Here is a 21236-nt window from a genome sequence, read left to right as displayed (position 1 = left end):
CGCCGTGGTCAACATCCCTGGACTGGACACGGAGGAGGCCCGGCGTCAGACCGGGCCTCGCGCGCCTTCATCTGCAGTTCAGTCCTGCAGTCGCACGGTCCGGTCGATCCGTCCATAACCGTCGACCGTGTCCGGCAGCGTCGACGGGCAGTCGAGATCCGACAGGTCCACCTTCGGGCTGGGGCGTTGGTGCGTCGTGTACCGCACGCACAGGCGCACTTTCGCCTGTTGGTAGGTCCCGCCTCCCCCGGCCTCGGCGTGGTCGTAGAGCACCGCGTCGATCTCGAAGCCGTCCCCGGTGCGCCTTCTGCCGAGCTCCTGGTCCGCAGTGAGTGGAAGGACGATCTGCGTTTCGTCCTGGCCGTCGGCGACCGCGTGGTTGATGGAGTCACGTAGTTTCGCGGCCTGCTCGCGAACTTGGTCGGTGGCCCGTTCGAAGGAGATGTCCGTGGGCGAGGGGCCGCACGCCGTCGTGCCGGCCGCGAGCGCGGCCAGCACGACGGTGAGAACTGTCCAGTTGGTCACAGACCGATTTTCCTCAATGCGTCGGTGAACACCTCGCCGTACAACGCGTGTCCTTCCTTGGTCGGGTGGAAGCTCTCCATCCCGACTGGGAGCCAGTTGCCGTCGTCGCCGTCGGTGTCCTTGCCCTTGAGCTGGTTGATCCGCTGGGGGTCTCCGCACGCGCCCATGCCGTTGAACTTGGCGATCGGGTCGGCGAAGGTCACCGGGATGTTGTCCTCGCTGTTCATTCGCAGCTCGAGGAGCTTGTACTGATCCCTCAGCAGGTTGGCGATCTCTGACAGCCACACCGCATCGTCGAAGGTGACCGCGCAGACGAGGGCCGGCTCCACCAGCTTCGGATATCCCATGAGGACGATCTTCGCCCTGGGTGCCTTGGCGTTGATGGCCTTGATGGTGTCCCGTACGTTCGCGATCACCTTCTCCTTGATCAACTTTGGCAGGGACTCCCTCAGCGGACCTGGGCCGACCTGGCTCACCTCGAGATCCCTGCAGTTGCGCATCAGCACGCATTTGCTGAGCACCGGTGTGAACTGGGCGTCGTTGCCGCCGATGGAGAGCGTCACCAGGTCGGTGTCCTCGTTGACGAACCCGCGGTCCAGCTGAGTGACTTCCCCGTACTGCCCGAGCCCTCCCGGTTTCAGCTGTTCGGATCTCGCGCCGGAACAGGCGATGAACTGGTAGTCCAGCCTGGAATCGTTGTAGTTGTCCGCGATCTCGCCGATCGTCCTGCCGTTGAACGCGGCCGGCTTGCCCTGCCGCGACCACGCGTGCTGCGAGCGGTGGCAGGCGTTTCGCCATTCGGGTTCGGCGCCGTCGATGTTCGTCTCGCGGTAGTAGGCGTCGTTGCCGCCGCTGCCCTCACCCGACGAGTACGAGTCGCCCATCGCGACGATCATCTGCGGCTTCTGGCTGAGCGGCTGGAACGCGATCGCGTCCCATGCCACGTCCTCGAACCCGCCACTGTGGTTGGTCCCGAAGTTCGACAACGACACCGAGGGTGTTCCGGAGAACTGCATGGCGCCCAGCGACACCCACTTGTTCGACTGGACCCGTTGCAGGATCACCCGTTCCTTGCGCTGGGTGCTCGGGCCGGTGTTGATCTCGTACTTGGCGCGCTGCGTGTGCGCGCCGTGATCCGGCACGTGGACCATCACGCGCCACCAGCCGCTGATCGGCCGGTTCAGCGTCCAGGTTCCGGTGACCTTCAGCTTCTGGGTGTCCGGGTTGTCCCGCCAGGCGTGGGCGAACCAGAAGTGCCCGTTGAAGCCGGCGCCGATCTGGTGGAAGTCGATCTTCGATGCGTACCTGCCCTGCGCGTCGCTGCCGAACTGCAGGTTGAACGAGCCCGAGTTCGGTTGCCTGGTGCAGGATCTCGTCGCCGGCGCGTCCGTGTCGTCGACGATCAGTGCCCCGGTCAGGCCGATCGGGAAGCAGTTCGGCGGGTAGCTGGTCCCATCCGGCTGGTATCCCACGTCCGGATCGCGGAACTTGTTCAGCGAGACACCGCACTGCGTCGAGCAGTCCGCCTTCCAGGTGGCGGAACTGTGCCACCAGCACCTCAGGTCGTAGTAACCCTGTGCGTCGCGGTGGCCGCACGGACCGACCTTCTCACCGATCGTGCCTTCGTCCTCCGGTGTGTTGGGGTCGTCCGGCTTGTCGGGCGTGAAGGACGAGTCCCCGTCGCAGTCGTTCTGGGTCTTCACGCAGAAGAGGAAGTTGCCCGGCTTGACCAGGAGACGTTGGTCGTTGTTGGTCCAGGACAGGTAGCTGTAGCCCGACTGGACAACACCAGGGGAGACCACGGCCTCGATCGGGTACGCCGCCCACCCCATGATCTTTTCGGGGTAGGACCAGTCCTGCGGATGTGCCGCATCGTGGTACCCGGCTGAGAGGAACGGCGTCCGGTTGCGCGGGTAGTTCGGGTTGGCGAGGTTGTTCGCCCAGCCGAGCCCCCACGGGTTGCTGCCGTTCTGCTCGTAGAACCCGGAGTTGTAGGCCCACACCGCGTAGTACCAGTTCTCCGGCCACTGCGCGTCACCGTCGTTGACCTTCATCCCGGCCCGGCGGGTCTGGTTCCACTTGTCCTGCAGGATGCGCAGGCCCGCCGCGATGTTGGTGGCGAAGTCGACGGCGGCCGCGCGCTGCATGTGGGCAGGCAGTGCGGTTTCACCGGGCTTCTCCTGGCCCGCCTTGCGCATGCCGTCGGTGATCTGCGTGATCCCGTAGCCGCAGTCGGCCTTGCGCCAGTCGACGTCCCAGTCGTTGTCGGCGTTGGCGTCGTAGATGTTCACGCCGTAGAAGTTGCCGATCAACGGGTTGCCGGACACGCCGGGCAACGTGAACCGCGAGGCCTGCCACAGGTTGGACTCCTGCGCGAGGATGCCCAGCATCACCTGAGGGGGAACGCTGCCGCCGCCGTCGAGGGGGATCGACGGGAACAGTCCCTGAGGCGTCCACGCGGTCTGCATCCCGGAGTTCTTCCAGTTCGCCTCGCGCTGGATGTTCAGTCCGCCCGTGACGGCGTAGTCCACCGCCCACTCGACCTGCCGAGGAGTCGGTTGGTAGACCTGGAGGTTCGCGTCGTTGCGTGGAATCGCACACTTCGCCTCGGCGTCGAGCGGGGTGTTCGGCGATCCGGCGGCCGTCATCTCACCGCTCGCGGTGGAGAGCTGAGGACTGGGCGCCAAGCCGCCTTCCGACTCGGCTTCGGGCAGCACGGTGAACGCCGCGTCCTTGCCGGTCGTCGCGACCTTCGCCTCGACGCGCACCGGTTGCGCGGCCTCCGGGGTGCTCTGCTCCTGCGTCTTGGCGCGCTGCACCTTGGTCACCGCGAGCTGCCCCTGCACCGACATCGTGCTCGACTTGGGCACGTCGGCACGGGCCACGACGGCCGGCAGCTTCTCGATCTTGTCGGTCTTGCCGGTGATGAACACCTTGCCGTTGGCGCTCGCGGTCAGGCCGAGCTCGGTCAGCGGTCCTGTGGCGAGGGTGCTGACCGGAGCGTTCTTGGCGACCTGGTCGATCCGCCGCACGAGCGACTTCTCACCTTCGGAGTCCAGGAACACGACACCGCCGTCGGAGTCCGTCCGCAGGTAGAACGGCAGCGAGGACGTCTTGGCGAGATGACGGGCCGCCCCCTTCGCGTCCACGGTGATCAGCCTGCCGTTGTCGGCGGCGACGATGCCGTTCTTCGTCGGAATCGCCGACGTCACCTGGCCGGAAACCTCGATCGGCTTGGCCGAGGTCGCTGCCGCCGCGTCGACCTGGAACAGCCGGGTCTTGCCCTTCGACTCCGTCGCGAGCTGGGTGATCACCGCGCTTTCGCCGTTGCCACAGCCGGGGCTGTAGTAGGCGAGGGTGCTGTGCACGGGGAGCTTCTTGACGGCGCCGGTCTCCAGGTCGACGGTCGCGGTGAAGCCGCCGCGCTCGAACAGCTCCACCTTGTTGGTGAACGTCCGCGGAGCGTAGGTGACCACGAGCTTCTTGCCTGAAGCCGTTGCACACGCGTTGCCGATCCACTGGTCCGCCTCGAACCCGGGCTCTGCCAGCGATGTGATGGTGCGCCAGGCGTAGCCGTCACTCGCGCGTGCCGCGAGCACGTGGAAGCCGGTGGCGTCACCGGTGGTGGTCCACGCGATGTCGGTGGACTTCTGCCAGTCCTTGCCGAGCAGCTCGTCCCGCTTGGCCGGGTCGGTGGAGTTCGGCTGGGCCTTGTCGGCCGGTGCCGCCGGCGGTTTCGGTGGTTCAGGTGCCGCGATGGCTTGTGACTGGCTCGCCAAAAGGGCTGTCGCCACTATCAGAAGCGCGCTCGACCTGATGCGCCTTTTGCGCATGCGGATCCCCCCAGGGATTTGTTGTCGATCGGATTTCCAGCTCGGAAAAGGGTCAGTTGAACGTCCGAATCCTGAACCGGTTGATGTGGTCGTTGAACTCGTCGTCAACGTAGTAGGCGTTGCCCGTGTACCCGTTGCTCGGCGAGTTGGGGTTGTGGTCCTGCTTGTACGCGACGGTGTAGCCGCAGGCTCCGTGGATCGTGAACGACGAGATCCGGTTCCGCCAGGCCGTGAAGTTGGATGCGTCGAGATCGACGACGTAGCCACTCGAATCGCAGGTGCCGGCGTATCCGAACCACTGGATCCAGCCGTTGTCCGTGTTGTAGTGCCAGTTGTCGTACCAAGTCATCAGCAACGTGGCGTCAGCGGCCGCGACCGAGGCGTTGTGCAGCTTCGCTGAATTTTCGCGCGTGTCGCACGTCATCGTGGTGCTCTGCTTGTCCGCGCTCGTCACCGCGACGCAGTACTTCTGTGCTGCCGCGGCGTCTGCCGGAGTGGCTGTGGAGCACAGCAGAGCTCCGACGAGCACGCCGAATGGAACGGTCTTCTTCATCTTGTCCCCCAGGACTTTCGTGTTGATTTCGTGGTCAGGTGCAGGGCGGGATGTTCGGGTTCGGGTCGTGGCCGGTCGCGAGGTCCCTGCCGGAGATCCAGCCGTGCGCATTGCCCGACGCCCTGCCCAGGTAAACGGTGATTCCGTGGCACGTCAGCTCCGCGACGGAACCCGCGTCGAGGTAGTAGTAGATGGCCCCGCCGTCGCCGTCGGCATATTGGTGAACGGGAGTTCGGTTGAGCACCGTCGTGCACCAGCCGCCGTCGCACTGCCACACGGAGGCATTGGCTGTGCCGCCACTCGCGACCACGGCGGTGGCGCTGATCGCGGTGACCACGGCGAAGTTGGCCATTTTGCGCAGAGTGTTCATCATTTCGCCTTTCCTCAGCACCAGCAGTCGTTCAGGAAGAAGCCGTGGATCTTGTCGTTGAACTGCGGGCCGTAGTAGTCGGGCACCGAGTAGACGTCGCCGTCGATCCACTGGATGTCGGCGTTGGCGTAGTGGAAGACCGAGCCCGCGTGGCAGTTGCCGTGCAGCCGGAACGAGGAAATCCGCCGGTTCCACTCCCGGTAGACCTGTTCGAGTTCGACGCTGTAGCCGTCGTGGTCGCAGGTGCCGAAAGCGCCCATCCAGTCGATCTGCCCGGCACTGCCGTCGTAGTGCCAGTTGTCGTACCAGGTCATGAGCGGGGTCAGGGCCGCAGAAGCGGCCTTCAGCTCCGGCGCGTCAGCCTTGGCCGCACACGTCATGACGGGCGGCGCGTTCTTGCTCTTCAGCACCGCGATGCAGTGGTTCTTCGCCGGTGCAGCCTCGGCGATGCCCGCGGACATCAGCAGCGGCAGCGCCAGCACGGTGGACAACAACACCGTGATCTTGCGTTTGATGTGCATGATTCCCCCCCATTACCGTGGAATTCCTTCAACAACGCCTGGAGCGGCGTCGTCTGAATGCGAGGAACGCTCCGGCGGCCGCTGTCAGCGCGACTGCCGCGCTCGTCCACCAGATGAACCCCTCGCTCTTGTGGGCAACGGGACTGTTCAACGCCTTCACCGGGTCGACCACCCCGAACCCGTACTCGGGGTCCCTGCCTGGAGCACCGCGGTCCTCAGCCGTCGAGGTGAGCAGCCCGACGACCTCCTGTGCGGTCAGGTCCGGGTGCTCGGCCCGCACCAGCGCCGCCACGCCCGAGACGATCGCCGCAGAGAAGCTGGTGCCGGACTTCCCCGTGCCCGTGACCTGGACGCCAGGTGCGGCGAGCGCGACCTCCGCACCCGCCACGCTCACGTCCGGCCGGAACACCCCGTCATGGCCGACAGCGGACACCGCGAGCACCCCGGGACCGTTCGCGGGTGCGGTCACACCCCTGTCGCGGTCGGCGTTGCCCGCGGCGGCCACGACCACGACATCGTGATCGGCGGCATACCGCAGCCCGTCGTCGAACGTGCCGGTCGCGGAGCTGCCGAGGGACAGGTTCAGCACCCGTGCGCCGTGGTCGACCGCCCACCTGATCGCCGCGTTCGCCTCGACGCTGTTGCCGCTGAGCTTGACCGGCAGGATCTTCGCCTCGGGAGCGACGCCCACGACCAGCTCGGCCACGTCGGTGCCGTGTCCGAGCTGGTCGTGCGTGCCGGTGCCGAGTTCCGGGAACTCGGCACCGGGCAGCACGGCGCCGGCCAGTGCGGGACGGCCGTCGTCGACGCCGGTGTCGACGACTCCGACGACCACCCCGTTGCCCTTGGACAACTGCCAGGCGTGCTCGAGGCCGAGCTGCCCGGAGAGGTCCGCGAGCATCACCAGTGCCAGCAGGATCTTCATCGCGGGATCAGTAGTCCCACAGCAGGTAGCCGTTGGACGTGTCGTTGATGTTCACCTTCTGCTGCTGGATGAAGGCGTGGTCGTCATGGCTGTTACCTGCGGGGCGGACACCCCAGCTGGGAGCACTCAACAGGAAACCGTTGTCCACAGGCCGTGAGGCCAAGTGGTCGGTGGCGCCGTACATGACCGTGGCGAGTTCGCTGCACGGTTTGGTTTCGAGGAAATCGTTGTTCTGCTCGATTCCGGTGTGACTCGCCAGGCACAGACCAGTCCCGCGGTGGACGAACCGGTAGGTCCACCAGTCGATCGGATCGAGATCGGGCCTTTGCACGCTGCCGTTCGGCACGATGCTGATCAGCCAGTGATCGGTGAACGTTCCGGTGCAGTCCCTTTGGTGGACGGAAGAAGCGCCGCCGGCATCCTCGGGCACCAGGCACTTGCCGGTCGCGTTGTTGATGATCGGCGTGGCCTTTTCGTTGGCACCCTTGGGTTTCGGTGAGGTGAACGCGATCGCGTCGAAGACCATGACCTCGTTGTTGAACACCCCGCCGTTGGGAGTGACCGAGCTCAGGCGCACGATCGGGCTCTGGTCGAACACGTACGACCCGACCAACGCCCACTGGTTCGAGTACCTGGACTGGTCGACCACGCCGGTCTTCACGACGCCGTCCTTGGTGAACACCTGGTACTGCGCCTGAGTGGCTTTGTTCTTGCCGTGGGCCGGAATGAACGCCCACACGTCCGCTTTTCCGTTCAGCGGCCGGTTGAGCGTCCACTGGGCCGTGATCTCGGCCTTCCGGTCGGTGACGTTGTCGCCCTTCACCGTGGTCTGCCACATGTGCGCGCCCATGCCGCTGCCGATCTGGTGGAGATCCGCCATCGCGGCCGGTCGGTCGTCGGTCCGGAACGTCATGCTCCCGGACGACGTCGGCTGCGGGCAGAACTTGTTCCGCAGGCCCGGCGCGTTGTGGTCGACGATGAGGCTGCTGCCCTGGATCGCCAGGTCCCCGAGGTCACACGTGGGCGGGTAGCTGGTGCCGTCCGGCACGGACGACTCGCTCGCGTACTCGGGGTAGTCGTAGCGGACGAACTCGAAGCCGCAGGTGGACGAGCAGTTGTCCGACTTCCACGAGACCGAGCTGTGCCACCAGCACCGCAGGTCGTAGTAGCCGGCGCTGTCCTGGTGCGCACACGGCCCCGTGGGCTCACCGATCGTGCTTTCGTCCTCGGGGGTGTTGGGGTTGTCCGGCTTGTTCGGCGTGTACTGACCGTCCTTGACGCAGTTGTTGCTCGCATTGCAGAACGTCCACCACTCCGGCTTGACGTGCCGGCGGTTGTATTTGTCCGTTCCCGGGGTGTCGGCATCTCCGGAAACACCGTTCCAGGACGCGGCGCGGAAGAACGGCACCTCGGTGTTCTCGTCCTCGAAGCCGGACGGCGGGTTGGCCGCGAAGCCCATGACCTTCTCCGGGTAGGGCCACTTCTGCGGGGTGGCGAAGTCCCTCGGGTTCTCGCCGAACGAGCCGCGGCCCCTGTCGTACTTCGGGTTGGCCGGGTTGTTGCTCCAGCCGACGCCCCACGCCGTCGGGTCCTTCTGGCCCTGGGCGTTGAAGCCGGAGTTGTAGGCCCAGACGGCCAGGAACCAGTTCTCGATGTTCGAGTAGTCGTTGTCGTGGACCTTCATCCCGGCGTTCTGGACCTGGTTCCACTTCTCCTGGATCTTCTGCAGACCAGCCGCGACGTTGGCCGCGTAGTCCGTGGCGATCGCGAACTTCTTCTGGTACGTGAGGCTCGTGTCCGACTTGCGCATGCCGTCGGTCATCTGCGTGACGCCGTAACCGCAGTCGGCGTCGGCGAAGTTGACGTCCCAGTCGTTGTAACCGACGTCGTCGTAGATCGGCAGGCCGTAGTAGTTGCCGATCAGCGGGTTGCCCAGCTCGCCCGGCAGCGCGTGGCGTGCGGCCTGCCACAGGTTCGACTCCTGGCCCATGATGCCGAGCAGGATCTGCGCGGGCACCTTGCCGTTGCCCCCTGTGTTGACCATCGGGAGCTGCGGGAACAGCCCCTGCGGGGTGTAGTTGCCCGGGGTGTTCAGGTTGCGCCAGCCCGGCGGGCGAGTCATGTCCAGGTGGTTCTTGACGGCCATGTCCGCCGCCCACTCGACCTGCTTGGGCTTCGGTTGGTACACCTGGATGTTCGTGTCGTTGCGCGGGATCGCACAGGTGTAGCCGGGCTCGACCTCACGTGGCTTGAGCGCCGCGGTGGCGTTGACGGTGAAGCCGACCTCCTTGCCCGTGCGGAGGCTCTTCGTCTTCAGGTGCCACGCCTGGGGATCGGCCTGCATCGCGGAACCTGTCGGAAGCTGCTCGGTGATCGCCGCCTCGCCGTTGGTCGACACCTCGGCGGTCGCTCCGATGTCGAGCTTGCGGACGAACTGGGGCAGCGCCTTGACCTCGGCCGCCTTGCCGGTGATGAACACCTTGCCCGCCGCGCCCTGCGCGACGCCGAGCTCACCCGCCTTGCCGCTGGCCAGAGTGGTGACCTTCGCGCCGACTCCGGAAGTCGCGCGCTGGACGTGGACCTTCGCGGTGTCCTCCGGCGCCAGGTAGACCACGCCGCCCTCGGCGTCGGGGCGCAGGTACGACGGCGTGCCCTTGGTCGTGGAGAGCCTCTTCTTCTGGCCGTCCCTGCCGACCTTGAGCACTCCGCCGCTGCTCGCGACCGCGAACCCCTCCTGGAACGGAACGGCGGAGGTCAGCTGGCCGTCGAGGTCGGTCGGCTGGCTGAGCTTCGCCGACTTGGAGTCGACGGTGAGCAGCCGGGTCTTGCCGCGGTCCTCCTCACCGGCCTGGGTGAGCGCGACCGTGTCACCCGCCCCGCAGCCCGGGTTGAAGTACGCGAGCGTGGTCCTCACCGGCAACCGCTTCACCTCGCCGGAAACGAGGTCGACGACGGCGGTGAGGCCGCCGCGCGCGAACAGCTGGTCCTTGTTCGTGAACGTGCGCGGGGCGTACACGACCACGGCCTTGCTGCCATCGCCGGTGACGCAGGCGTTGCCGATCCACTTGTCGGTCTCGAGGGAATTGGTGCCGAGCGTGGCGACCGTGCGCCACGAGTAGCCGGTCTTGGCCTCCGCCACCAGCACGTGGAACCCGGTGGCGTCGCCCTGGGTGGTCCAGAGCCGGTCACCGGACTGCTGCCAGCCCTGCCCGAGCAGTTCCTGCCGCTTCTCCGCAGGCACCACCGGTGGCTCGACCGGCGGTTTCGGTCTCAGCGGGCCTGGCGCGTCGGGACTCGTGGACGGGACGACCGGAGCGGGTTTCGCTTCGGCCTGAACAACGGATGCGAGCATCAGTGCGGCAGCGCCTGCCGCGACCAGAGCTCGTCTTCGAATTTTCGACAACGCACAGCCCCCAATTGTTTTGTGCATGCCAATCAGACCTGCGGGCGCGCATGCGCGTGCTCGAACAGATCGGTGGGTTCAAGTGAAGTGGTCAACCGTGGATCGCGGCTCGAGTCTGCTCCCCTACCGCTTTTGGGCAGCGCGGAACAACCGAGCGAAGAAAAACGTCGAAACCCCCCAGCAACGACAAAAGAAACTCGGCGTGGTGCTCTCCGAGACGCCCCCAGTGGGCCTGAGGCCCGTTTGCGAGTGGCCTCCCCTGGCCCTCGCTGGAAAAGAGTTAACCGGTCACCCGACGCGACGTCAAGGCCACCGTTCGTAGCAAAGATGATGATCTAGAAATGCGAAAGGGCCTGGTGCGCGAAACGCACCAGGCCCTCAGCTGACGACGGGTGTCACCCGCCGCCGGGGTTTCGCCCGTCTCCTGGACCCGGGATGCCGGGCTTCGGCGTCGTCGTCGTTGTCGTCGGCTTGCCCGTCGTCGGCGGCTTCGGGCACAGGAAGCCCTCACAGGGCTCCTCCGGGTCCCTCGACGGCGTGTTCGACGGAGTGTTGGACGGGGTGTTCGACGGAGTGTTGGACGGGGTGTTCGAGGGAGTGTTCGACGGCTTCGGCGGGTTGAAGTTGCCGAGCGGCCTCGGCTTCGGGAACTTCTCCACCGGGGTGCCCGAGAGCGCCGCGTCCATGAACTTCTTCCAGATCTGGCCCGGGAGGCCCGAACCGAAGATCGCCTTGTTCTCCTTGTTCTTGATCGCCACGTTGCCCTGGTCCTTGCCCATCCACACCGAGGCGGAGAGTTGCGGCGTGTAGCCGACCATCCACGCCTTCGAGTTCTGGTCGGCACTGCCGGGGAGCTCGTGCGTACCGGTCTTGCCGGCACACTCGCGGTTGCCCGCGCACGGAATCCGCGAGTAGCCCGGGATGTCCTTCAGCGTCTCGGTGACGTTGTCGGCGATGTCCCGGCTCTTCTCCTCCACCGGGTCGAACGCCGGCACCGGCTTGTCCGCGTGCTGGTAGAGGATGTCGCCTGTCGGACCGGTGACCTTGGTGATGAAGAACGGCTCGCGGTAGATGCCACGCGCGGCGAACGTCGCGAACGCCGAGGCCATGTCGAACGGGCGCACCTGGGCGTTGTCCGCACCGATGGCGATACCGGCGTTGGGACGGCCGCCGCCCTCACCGACCAGCGTCTCCTGGGACTTGCCGTTGACCATGACGGTCTTCGGGATGCCGGCCGCGTGCGCGGCGTCCGCGACGGCCTTGGTCCCGGTGCCCTCGTTGCCCGCCACCATCTCGTAGAAGACGGTGTTCAGCGATTCCTTCATCGCCTGCTTGATCGGGCACTCCTTGCCGCAGGTGGTGCCACCCGCGTTGCGGATCTGCACACCCGCGATCTTGCGCGGTGTCGCGTCGTAGGTGTCACCGATGCCCTTGCCCATCTTCAGCGCGGCGACCAGGTCGAACGGCTTGAACGACGAGCCGGCCTCCTGGATCGTGCCCTTGGCGTAGTCGATGCCCTGCAGGCCGTCCTTGCCCGGGTAGTAGGCCTTGACCGCACCGGACTGGGGATCGATCGCGCTGAGCGACGTGCGCAGCTCCGGGTCCTGGCCCTCCATCACGGCGTTCACCGCGTCGGTCGCCGCCTGCTGCATCTTCGGGTCGATGGTCGTCTGGATGGTGACGCCGACCTTCTGCGCCTTCTCCATCGTGATGCCGACCATCTCGGCGTCCATCTCGTTCTGGACCTGCTGGCTCACCCGTGCGAGCGGGCCCTCGAGCCCACCAGGCTGGGAGTCGCCGAACGCCACCGGCGTCGGCCACTGCTGCGCGTCGTAGTAGGCCTGGTCGATCCAGCCCTTGTCGCGCATCTGGCCGAGGACGTACTTCCACTGCTTCTGGGAGTACTCCTTGTCCTCCGACCAGGAAGGCGTCTGGATCATCGCCGCGATCAGCGCCGCCTCGGAAGGAGTGAGGTCCTTCATGTCCTTCTTGTAGTACACCTGCGACGCGGCCTTGAAGCCGTTCGCGCCACGACCGAAGTACACCGTGTTGAGGTACGCGGTGAGGATCGTGTTGTGGTCCGACTCGTTGCTCATCTTGTAGGCCTTGACGAGCTCGGTGAACTTTCGGGTCAGCGTCGGGTCCTCGTTGCCGCTGGCCTTCTTGATGTACTGCTGCGTCAGGCCGGAGCCACCACCGGAGCCGCTGGTCACCTGGAACCAGGCCGCGCGCAGGATGGCCTTGGCGTCGAAGCCGGGGTTGTCGTAGAAGTTCGCGTCCTCCGCCGCCAGCACCGCGTGCTTGACGTTCTCGGGGATCTCCTCGTACGTCAGCATCGTGCGGTTCTGACCGGGTGAGGAGATCTTGCCCATCTCGGAGCCGTCCGAGTAGAGCAGCGTGACCGTCTTGTCCTGGTTCGCTGCGACCTCATCTGGCCGCGGCCACTCGACCAGCGGGTACGCGACCGCGATCGCGATCACCGGGCCCAGGATCATCAGGCCGATGAAGATGAACGCGCCGATCCGGACGCGCTTCCAGATCTTCTTCTTGCGCAGACGACGCTCCTCCTCTTCGGTGAGCTCCGGCTCGTCGTCGTCGTAGTACTCGTCCTCGTCGTCGACGCCGCCGGCCAGCAGGAACTCGTCCTCGGGCTCGCGGTGGGTCAGCAGATCGGGTTCGCGCTGCGTCGGCCGGTTGACCGGCGGCAGCTGCGTGGTCCGCTCCTCACCGGGGTTGCGCGGTGGCACGCCAGGACGGCCGGGACCGCCCTGGGGACCGCCGGGGCCACCAGGACCGCCGGGACGCCTGCCACCGGGAGGCGGCGGTGCCATCGGCATGCCGCCAGGAGGCGTCGGAGGACGGCTGCCAGGGCCACCCTGCGGGCCGCCGGGAGGCGGTGCCATCGGCATGCCACCGGGAGGCGTCGGAGGACGGCTGCCGGGGCCGCCAGGGCCACCCTGCGGACCGCCTGGTCCGTTCGGGCGGCGTGGTGGCTGCTGCTGTGGGAAACCACCGGGTGGCGTGCCACCCTGAGGAGGGCGCGCGAAACCGCCGGGTGGAGTGCCCGGTCGTGGCTGATTCGGGACATCGCGTCTCGTGCCGCCGCCGTCCGGGTCGTCCCCGGTCGGCCACTGCGGCTCGCCACCACGCTGCCGGTCATCATGCTGGTCGTTCACGTGAAAAGGCCTCCCAGACCGGCGTGCATCAGCACGCGGTTCGGTGGTCGTACTTCGTTCGGAGCAGTGTCACCTGAGCGTCATTCCGCCGCAGTCCTCCTGCGTGGCTTTTCCAGCCCACGCTTCCCCAGGACGTATGACTGCACCAGGTGGTTCCAACTGCATGTGCGGCAAACTTCGACGACGTACACGGTGAACTCGTCGAAGAGGGTTGCCATCTTCGCCAGTTCCTCGGCTGTACGCGCCGAGCCTGTCGCGTGCTTGAGCTCGTCACCGTAGACCCAAGACACGTTGGTGAGGGGTTCCTTGCGACACACAGGGCAAGGCACTTCCGTCTGCGTACCGTGGAACTTCGCAGCTCGCAGCAGGTACGGGGACGCGTCGCAGACCTCCATGGTGCCCGTGCGGCCGGAGTAGACCTCCGCCAGCAGCGCACGCCGCTGCAGCGAGTAGTCCACCACCTGCCGTTGGGTCAACACGTGACCAGAGTACGTGCCGACCGCTTTGGCGATGATGGGCCGTTCAGGGCAGCGCGGTCCGGCGCGATATGACGGTGTGCCACATCCCACAGTTGAGAGGGGCCATCGATGTATCGCGGCGATATAATCGCCTCACCTATCGGTGCAGGCGCGAGGAGGTGACTCGTGTTCGAGTTCGCGCTGCTCGGCCTGCTGCACGAGGCGCCCATGCACGGCTACGAGCTGCGCAAGCGCTTGCACGACCTGCTCGGAGCGTTTCGCGCGTTCTCCTACGGATCGCTGTACCCAACACTGCGGCGACTCCAACGGGCGGGCCTGATCGTGGAGGAAGGGCCGGAGGAGTCGGCTCTTTCTTGGGGACGTCGGGCTCGCAAGGTCTACAAGCTGACACCGGAGGGTAAGGAGCGGTTCGCCGACCTCCTCGCCAACGCGGGTCCGCAGACCTGGGACGACGACTCGTTCGGAGTCCACCTGGCGTTCTTCTCACGCACGCCCGCCGACGTCAGGATGCGCATCCTGGAAGGCAGGCGGCGGTGTGTCGAAGAACGCAGGGAGGGGCTGCGTGAGCGGCTCACGCGCACGAGTGAGCAGATCGACCGCTACACCCGTGAGCTGCACAGACAGGGCCTGGAAAGCACGGAGCGCGAGGTGCGGTGGCTCAACGAGCTCATCGCGCACGAACAGTCCGAGCAGGACGAGTAGTACTCACCGTTGATCAAGGAGGACTCGGCAATGGGCGGAAATCGCCGCACCGTTCGAGTGGCCATCGTCGGGGTTGGCAACTGCGCGGCGTCGCTGGTGCAGGGCGTCCACTACTACGCGGACGCCGACCCGAACACCCGCGTGCCCGGCCTGATGCACGTGCAGTTCGGCGACTACCACGTGCGCGATGTCGAGTTCGTGGCCGCGTTCGACGTGGACGCGAAGAAGGTCGGTGTCGACCTGGCCGAGGCGATCGTGGCCAGCGAGAACAACACGATCAAGATCGCGGACGTGCCACCGTTGGGCGTCGTCGTGCAGCGCGGGCACACCTTCGACGGGCTCGGCCGGTTCTACCGGGAGACGATCGAGGAGTCCGACTTCGAGCCGGTCGACGTCGTCGCGGCTCTTCGCGACGCCGAGGTCGACGTGCTCGTCTCGTACCTGCCGGTGGGTTCGGAAGAGGCTGACCGCTTCTACGCCCAGTGCGCCATCGACGCCGGTGTGGCGTTCGTCAACGCGCTGCCGGTCTTCATCGCGTCGGACCCGGAGTGGGCGGAGAAGTTCCGCGCGGCCGGCGTGCCGATCGTGGGTGACGACATCAAGTCCCAGGTCGGCGCCACCATCACGCACCGCGTGCTGGCCAAGTTGTTCGAGGACCGCGGGGTCCAGCTCGACCGCACCATGCAGCTGAACGTGGGCGGCAACATGGACTTCCTGAACATGAAGGAACTGGAGCGCCTGGAGTCCAAGAAGGTCTCCAAGACGCAGTCCGTGACCTCGCAGCTGTCCCGCGACATCGGCAAGGACAACGTCCACATCGGCCCGTCGGACTACGTGGCGTGGCTCGACGACCGCAAGTGGGCGTACGTGCGGCTGGAAGGCCGCGCGTTCGGTGACGTGCCGCTGAACCTCGAGTACAAGCTCGAGGTCTGGGACTCCCCGAACTCCGCGGGCATCATCATCGACGCGGTCCGCGCGGCGAAGATCGCCCTGGACCGGGGCATCGGCGGCCCGATCCTCTCGGCGTCGTCGTACTTCATGAAGTCCCCGCCCGTGCAGTACTCGGACCCCGAGGCCCACGCGGCCGTCGAGGCCTTCATCCGCGGCGAGTGATCTGTCGTCTGCAAGTACCGCCAACTCCGAGTTGGCGGTACTTGCAGACGCCGTTCAGCGCTTCGAGAGCCGCAGCTTCTGCCAGCTGCCGTCCGCGGTCCACCCGCCGTCCACGGGCAGCGCGACGCCGTTGACGTACCGCGCGTTGTCGCTCGCCAGGAACCTGACGGCCTGCGCGATGTCGTCCGGCGCCGCGAACCTGTTCATCGGCACGTGGTTCGTGATGTCCTCGTCGACGTAGTAACCGCCGGCCTGCGACTCGACGTCCATCTCGGTCTTGACCCAGCCGGGACACACGGCGTTGACCCGGATCCCCCGCCCGCCCCACTCGACGGCGAGCGTGCGCGTCAGCCCGATCAACCCGTGCTTGGTCGTGTTGTACGCGGCTCGGTCCGCCACACCCTGCAGCCCTGCGACCGACGCGATGTTGACGACGCTGCCAGAACCCTGCTGCAGCATGATCCTGCCCAGCGCCTTGGTGAGCAGGAACGGCCCGGTCAGGTTGACCGCCATGATCCGCTCCCACTGCTCGAGGCTGGTGTCCTCGAACGGCACGATGCCCGCGATCCCGGCGTTGTTGACCAGCACGTCCACCCGTCCGTGGGTGTTGGTCACGTGATCGGTCAGCCGCTGGACGTCCTCGGCGCTGGCGACGTTGCCGACGATCCCGTCCTTGCTCTCCTGCAGGTCGAAGCCGACGACGGCGAACCCGTCCGCGCGCAGCACGTCCGCGATCCGCAGCCCCATGCCCTGCGCCGTGCCCGTGACCACAGCAACTCGATGCGTCATGGGCGCCACGCTAGGACCGCGTCAGCCACGAGCGATAGCACCCGTAGCTGCCTGAACGTCTGAGCCCAACTCCTGCTGTCGCTGGCGGGACCGGTCCCCGCAGCCGCCCCGCACGATGAGGTCTCCCAACGGAAAGGAGCGGATCGATGGTTCGCAGAGCACTGTTCGCGTTGGCCGGAATCGCCTTGATCGTCGCGGGGGCCTACAGCGTCCCCGACATCAACCGCGGCTGGAGCGTCGCGGGCTTCGAGTGGACCAGCGTCAACGACCAGCGCTAGCGTCCGCGGGTGCGCACGCTGCTCCTGGCTGTTCCCGGCCTGATCCTCGCCGGCATCGGCCTGACCCACCCGCATCACCTCGACGCGTCGACCGCGCAGTGGTGGCAGAACATGCACATCATCCTGGCGGTGATCTTCCCGCTTCTCGGTGCCGCGCAATGGGTTCTGCTCGAAGACAGCCCGAAGCTCGTGCGCTACCCCGCCCGGCTCGCCGCGTTCGGCTACGCCGTCTTCTACGGCGCGCTGGACGCGTTGGCTGGCATCGGCGGCGGGGCGATGACGTTGAACGGTGGACGTGACGCCGCCGCGCCGATCTTCAGGATCGGCAACGAGCTCGGAACCATTGGTGCGTGGTCGTTCTTCGCGGCCAGCATCGCCATAGCCGTCTGCGCGCTGCTCAAGCACAAGCTCAAGGCGATCCCAGGAGCAGCCTTCCTCCTCACCGGCAGCTTCCTGTTCCTCGACAGCCACATCTACTGGCCGAAGGGCGTCATCGCGTGCACCTGCATCGCGATCGGCATGGCAGCGACGAGCTACGTCAGCGCGGCCGGCAGCTCGGCGATCGAGGACAGCACCCGCACCTGATCCAGCACTTCCGGAGCAGGCGGGAAATGCGGGTTCGGCACCGCGAGCACGGTCATCCCCGCGGCCAGTGCGGCGCGCAGCCCGTTCGTCGAATCCTCGACGGCGTAACAAGAAGAAGCCGAAACGCCGAGCCGGGACGCCGCCAGCAAATACACGTCCGGCGAAGGCTTGCCCGAAGCGCACTCCTCCGACGACACCGCGACGGGCACCGGCAGCCCGGTCACGTCCAGGAACACCTTGATCAGCACCGCCGGCGCCGAGGAAGCGATCGCCACGGGGAACCGGGAAGCCACCTCACGAACCGCGTCCACCGCACCGGGAATCACCGGAAGGTGTGCTGCGTACGCCTTCTCCATCTCGGCGATCACACCGGCGGACGCCTCGGATGCGGACAGCTGAACGCCCACGGCCGACACCAGGTACGCGCCCCACTCGGGCGTCGACATCCCCTGCATGTCACGGGTGGCGGTAGCAGTCCAGACACCTCCGTGAGCAGCGGCGAACGACTGCCGCACCTCGTCCCACACCTGCTCGGAGTCGATCAGCACGCCATCGAGGTCGAAGATCACCGCTTCCACACCACGAACCGTACCCTGTGCCACACGATACTTCGCTATGCTAATCAAATTCTGTTAGGGTAGCTAAGTGAATTTCAAAGCTCAGCCCAAGCAGGTGTGGATCACGGCGTTCGCCGCGGTCATCGCCTTCATGGGGATCGGGCTCGTGGACCCGATCCTGTTGTCCATCGCGGAGGGTCTGCACGCAACACCGTCGCAGGTCACCCTCCTCTTCTCCTCCTACCTCGGCGTCCAGGTCGTGGCGATGCTCTTCACGGGTGCCGCGACGGCGCGGTTCGGGGCCAAGCGCACGCTCGTCGGCGGGCTCGCGCTGATCGTCATCGCCACGCTCGCGTGCTCGGCGGCGGGGAGCATCGGCCAGCTCGTGGGACTGCGGGCCGTCTGGGGGCTCGGCAACGCGTTCTTCATCGCGACCGCGCTCAGCGTCATCGTCGGCGCGGCCAGCGGCGGGCAGAAAGCCGCGATCCTGCTCTACGAGGCCGCGCTCGGTCTCGGTCTGAGCGTCGGGCCGCTGCTCGGCGCGTTGCTCGGCAGCTTCTCCTGGCGCGGACCGTTCCTCGGTACCGCGATCCTGATGGCCGTCGCGCTGATCCTTTGCGCAGCGTTCCTGGCCAGGGACTCCCACCACGAACGTCCGAAGATCAGCCTGCTCGACCCACTCAAGGCCCTCAAGCACCCGACGCTGCTGCGGACCTCCATCGGTGCCGCCCTCTACACGGCCGCCTTCTTCACCGTTCTGGCCTGGTCACCGTTCGTCCTGCAGTGGGGTGCGGTCGAGATCGGACTGATCTTCTTCGGCTGGGGCGTGTGCGTCGCGGTGTCCAGCGTCTTCCTCGCGCCGCGTCTGGCGGACCGGGTCGGCGAGAAGCGAGCGATCATCGGGTCGGTCCTCGCGTTCGCCCTGCTCATGCTCCTGATGGCGGTGCCGAGCAAGCCGTTGCTGGTGGTCGCCGTGATCGTCAGCGGCCTGGTCAGCGGCCTGCTGAACACCCTGTTCACCGGTACCGCGATGAGCGTCAGCGACGCGCCGAGGCCGGTGGCGAGCGCCGGGTACAACTTCCTGCGCTGGCTCGGCGGAGCGCTGGCGGCGACGTTCGTCAGCCACCTCGCGCAGCCGTTCGTCCTGGCAGCGGTTCTCTGCGCGGTCGCGGCCGTGCTGCTCACGTTCAACCGCCGCGACGTCCGCGAAATACCGACAGAAGTCGTGATTGCGAGCGAGCAGCTAGTCGGTTGACAACGGCTGAACTACGGTCGGTGGCGGTTCCCGCACCGACCGTAGGAGGCCACCACATGATCCCTCTGCCGCTCGTCAACCACCGAATCGGCAGAGCAGCGATGACTTGCGAGTACCGCTGCGGGGACGCGTGCTTCCACGACGTCCCGAACACCTCGGCCAACCCCTACCTCGGCGACCTGATCAGCCGCCGCACCGCCCTCAAGGCAGGTGCCGTCGTCGCTGCCGCCGCGACCGTTGCCGTGCCGGCGACCGCCGCCGCGCAACCCGAGTCGCAGGGCCGCCCACCCAGGGGACTCGACTTCAAGCCCGTCCAGGTCAACACCAAGGACGAGGTCGTCGTCCCCGAGGGGTACGAGCAGGGGGTCGTGATCCGCTGGGGCGACCCGCTCTTCCCCGGCGTCCCGGAGTTCGACTTCGACCACCAGACGGCCGCCAAGCAGGAGAAGCAGTTCGGTTACAACTGCGACTTCGCCGCGATCCTGCCGCTGGACCCGTTGGAGCTGACCGGGATCATGGTCACGAACCACGAGTACACCAGCGAGCCGTTGATGTTCCACGGCTACAGCTCGGCGAACCCCACCGAGGAACAGGTGAAGATCGCCTGGGCCGCGCACGGGCTGTCCGTGTTCATGATCAAGCGCTCGTTGTTCTCCGGGCACTACCGGCCGCGCTTCAGCAGGTACAACCGCCGGATCACCCTCAACACGCCGTTCGAGGTGCGCGGTCCGGCCGCGGGCAGCGACCTGCTCAAGACCTCGGCCGACCCGACGGGCAAGAAGGTCTTCGGCACGATCAACAACTGCTCCGGCGGCGTCACGCCGTGGGGCACGATCCTGTCCGGCGAGGAGAACTTCAACCAGTACTTCGCCAACGCCGCGGGCCGCAACGACCCGAAGCTGACCCGCTACGGCGTCACCGGCACCGCGACCACGCGCAAATGGGAGCGCTTCGACAAGCGCTGGGACCTCGCGCAGGAACCCAACGAGGTCAACAGGTTCGGCTGGGTCATCGAGCTCGACCCGAACGACCCGGACTCGACGCCGGTCAAGCACACGCACCTCGGCCGGTTCAAGCACGAGACCGCCAACATCCGCGTCGCCGAGGACGGCCGGGTCGTCGCGTACTCCGGTGACGACGAGCGGTTCGAGTACGTCTACAAGTTCATCTCGAACGGCAAGATGAAGCACGGCAACAGCAAGGCCGCCCGCCGCCACAACATGACACTGCTCGACGACGGCACCCTCTACGTCGGGCGGTTCAAGGGCGACAGCCCGGTCAGCGAGATCGACGGCACCGGAAAGCTGCCCTCCGACGGGAAGTTCGACGGCACCGGCGAGTGGATCCCGCTGGCAGCGGGCAAGAAGTCCTTCGTGCCCGGCATGACCGCGGAAGAGGTGTACGTCTTCACGCGCATCGCGGCGGACAAGGTCGGCGCGACCAAGATGGACCGCCCCGAGGACATCCAGTGCCATCCGCGCACCGGCGTCGTCTACTGCGCGCTCACCAACAACGTCGAGCGCGGCGTGACCGCGGGCAAGGAAGGCGCGACCGAGCCGAACCCGCGCGTGAACAACCGGCACGGCCAGGTGCTGGAGCTGACCGAACGCCGTGGCGACGCGCTGGCGTTGACGTTCAGCTGGGACCTCTTCCTGGTGTGCGGCTTCCCGGGCGACCCGAACACGTACTTCGGCGGCTACGACAAGTCGCAGGTCAGCCCGATCTCCAGTCCGGACAACCTGGCGTTCGACCGGCACGGCAACCTGTGGATCTCCACCGACGCCGACGGCAAGCTGGACGGGTTGAACGACGGCCTCTACGGCGTGCCGTTGGAGGGGCCCGAACGCGGTCACCTCAAGCTGTTCCTCACGGTGCCACGTGGTGGTGAGACGTGCGGTCCGATCGTCGGCGAACGGGTGATCACCGTCTGCGTGCAGCACCCCGGCGAGATCGACGGCGCGACCGCGGACAAGCCGGCTTCGCACTGGCCGGACGGAGGCACTTCGCAACCCCGTCCGTCGGTCGTGGCGGTGTGGCGCAAGGGCCGTCGTCAGCTGGGTGAAATCGGTTGATCACCCAGCGTGCTGTGATCGTTCGGGAGTAGTACGAGTTCGCCTGTCGTTCATCTGCTGGACGGCAGGCGATCTCGTTGGGCTCTTAGGTTCGGCCAGT

At 66.6% G+C, this 21236-nt stretch carries 17 protein-coding genes; 6 read left to right on the top strand and 11 right to left on the bottom strand.

The features are described from left to right. Positions 1–78: 78 nt before the first annotated feature. The 9 genes from UK23_RS18675 to UK23_RS18635 all read right to left on the bottom strand — a co-directional run bounded on the left by UK23_RS18675 (position 79) and on the right by UK23_RS18635 (position 13785). Entirely contained in the window at positions 79–525 is a 447-nt protein-coding gene (locus UK23_RS18675; protein WP_045312838.1) for a hypothetical protein, read from the bottom strand. Further along, positions 522–4358, bottom strand: a complete 3837-nt coding sequence (locus tag UK23_RS18670; protein ID WP_045312837.1) for a GDSL-type esterase/lipase family protein — start codon at positions 4356–4358, stop codon at positions 522–524. Before UK23_RS18670 ends, UK23_RS18675 begins: the two co-directional genes overlap by 4 nt. Before the next feature lie 52 nt (positions 4359–4410). Then, a complete protein-coding gene (locus UK23_RS18665; RefSeq protein WP_045312836.1) occupies positions 4411–4911 on the bottom strand; it encodes a hypothetical protein in 501 nt (166 codons plus the stop codon). Positions 4912–4945: 34 nt separating this feature from the next. Next, a complete protein-coding gene (locus UK23_RS18660) occupies positions 4946–5263 on the bottom strand; it encodes a hypothetical protein (RefSeq protein ID WP_156213216.1) in 318 nt (105 codons plus the stop codon). A 32-nt stretch (positions 5264–5295) separates the two neighbouring features. Then, positions 5296–5802: a hypothetical protein gene (locus UK23_RS18655; protein WP_045312834.1), complete on the bottom strand. Its 507-nt coding sequence runs from the start codon at positions 5800–5802 to the stop codon at positions 5296–5298. A gap of 28 nt (positions 5803–5830) precedes the next feature. Continuing rightward, the gene (locus UK23_RS18650; protein ID WP_052684796.1) at positions 5831–6727 is read right to left on the bottom strand and encodes a S8 family serine peptidase; all 897 of its coding nucleotides are present in this window, start codon (positions 6725–6727) and stop codon (positions 5831–5833) included. Positions 6728–6734: 7 nt separating this feature from the next. Continuing rightward, on the bottom strand, positions 6735–9971 hold the full coding sequence (locus UK23_RS18645; RefSeq protein WP_156213215.1) for a hypothetical protein: 3237 nt from the start codon (positions 9969–9971) through the stop codon (positions 6735–6737). Positions 9972–10525: 554 nt separating this feature from the next. Next, positions 10526–13033, bottom strand: coding sequence for a transglycosylase domain-containing protein (locus UK23_RS18640; protein ID WP_156213214.1), 2508 nt, complete (start codon positions 13031–13033; stop codon positions 10526–10528). Between the two features lie 353 nt (positions 13034–13386). Next, on the bottom strand, positions 13387–13785 hold the full coding sequence (locus UK23_RS18635) for a DUF5318 domain-containing protein (protein WP_196777787.1): 399 nt from the start codon (positions 13783–13785) through the stop codon (positions 13387–13389). Between the two features lie 165 nt (positions 13786–13950). Between UK23_RS18635 and UK23_RS18630 the strand changes: the two genes are divergently transcribed. Next, the gene (locus UK23_RS18630) at positions 13951–14487 is read left to right on the top strand and encodes a PadR family transcriptional regulator (RefSeq protein ID WP_045312832.1); all 537 of its coding nucleotides are present in this window, start codon (positions 13951–13953) and stop codon (positions 14485–14487) included. A 30-nt stretch (positions 14488–14517) separates the two neighbouring features. Continuing rightward, complete coding sequence (locus UK23_RS18625) at positions 14518–15600, top strand: inositol-3-phosphate synthase (protein ID WP_045312831.1); 1083 nt, start codon at positions 14518–14520, stop codon at positions 15598–15600. A 54-nt stretch (positions 15601–15654) separates the two neighbouring features. Here UK23_RS18625 and UK23_RS18620 read toward each other — a convergent pair whose 3' ends face one another. Further along, positions 15655–16389 carry an SDR family NAD(P)-dependent oxidoreductase gene (locus UK23_RS18620; RefSeq protein WP_045312830.1) on the bottom strand — a complete coding sequence of 245 codons (735 nt, stop codon included), beginning with the start codon at positions 16387–16389 and terminating at the stop codon, positions 15655–15657. 146 nt (positions 16390–16535) lie between these two features. Here UK23_RS18620 and UK23_RS54615 point away from each other — a divergent pair, with 146 nt between their 5' ends. After that, positions 16536–16667: a hypothetical protein gene (locus UK23_RS54615; RefSeq protein WP_269112290.1), complete on the top strand. Its 132-nt coding sequence runs from the start codon at positions 16536–16538 to the stop codon at positions 16665–16667. 9 nt (positions 16668–16676) lie between these two features. After that, entirely contained in the window at positions 16677–17252 is a 576-nt protein-coding gene (locus UK23_RS18615; protein WP_045312829.1) for a hypothetical protein, read from the top strand. Here UK23_RS18615 and UK23_RS18610 read toward each other — a convergent pair. Further along, positions 17201–17830 (bottom strand): HAD family hydrolase, encoded by a 630-nt coding sequence (locus UK23_RS18610; RefSeq protein WP_045312828.1) that lies wholly within the window; start codon positions 17828–17830, stop codon positions 17201–17203. The genes UK23_RS18615 and UK23_RS18610 overlap by 52 nt on opposite strands. 67 nt (positions 17831–17897) lie before the next feature. On the opposite strand from UK23_RS18610, the gene UK23_RS18605 reads away from it, so the two are divergent. Next, on the top strand, positions 17898–19064 hold the full coding sequence (locus tag UK23_RS18605; RefSeq protein WP_045312827.1) for an MFS transporter: 1167 nt from the start codon (positions 17898–17900) through the stop codon (positions 19062–19064). A gap of 56 nt (positions 19065–19120) precedes the next feature. Beyond that, the gene (locus UK23_RS18600; protein ID WP_231114564.1) at positions 19121–21136 is read left to right on the top strand and encodes a PhoX family protein; all 2016 of its coding nucleotides are present in this window, start codon (positions 19121–19123) and stop codon (positions 21134–21136) included. Positions 21137–21236: the final 100 nt, after the last annotated feature.

Source organism: Lentzea aerocolonigenes (assembly GCF_000955955.1).
Classification (GTDB): domain Bacteria; phylum Actinomycetota; class Actinomycetes; order Mycobacteriales; family Pseudonocardiaceae; genus Lentzea; species Lentzea aerocolonigenes_A.
This window is presented reverse-complemented; position numbering and strand designations above follow the sequence as displayed.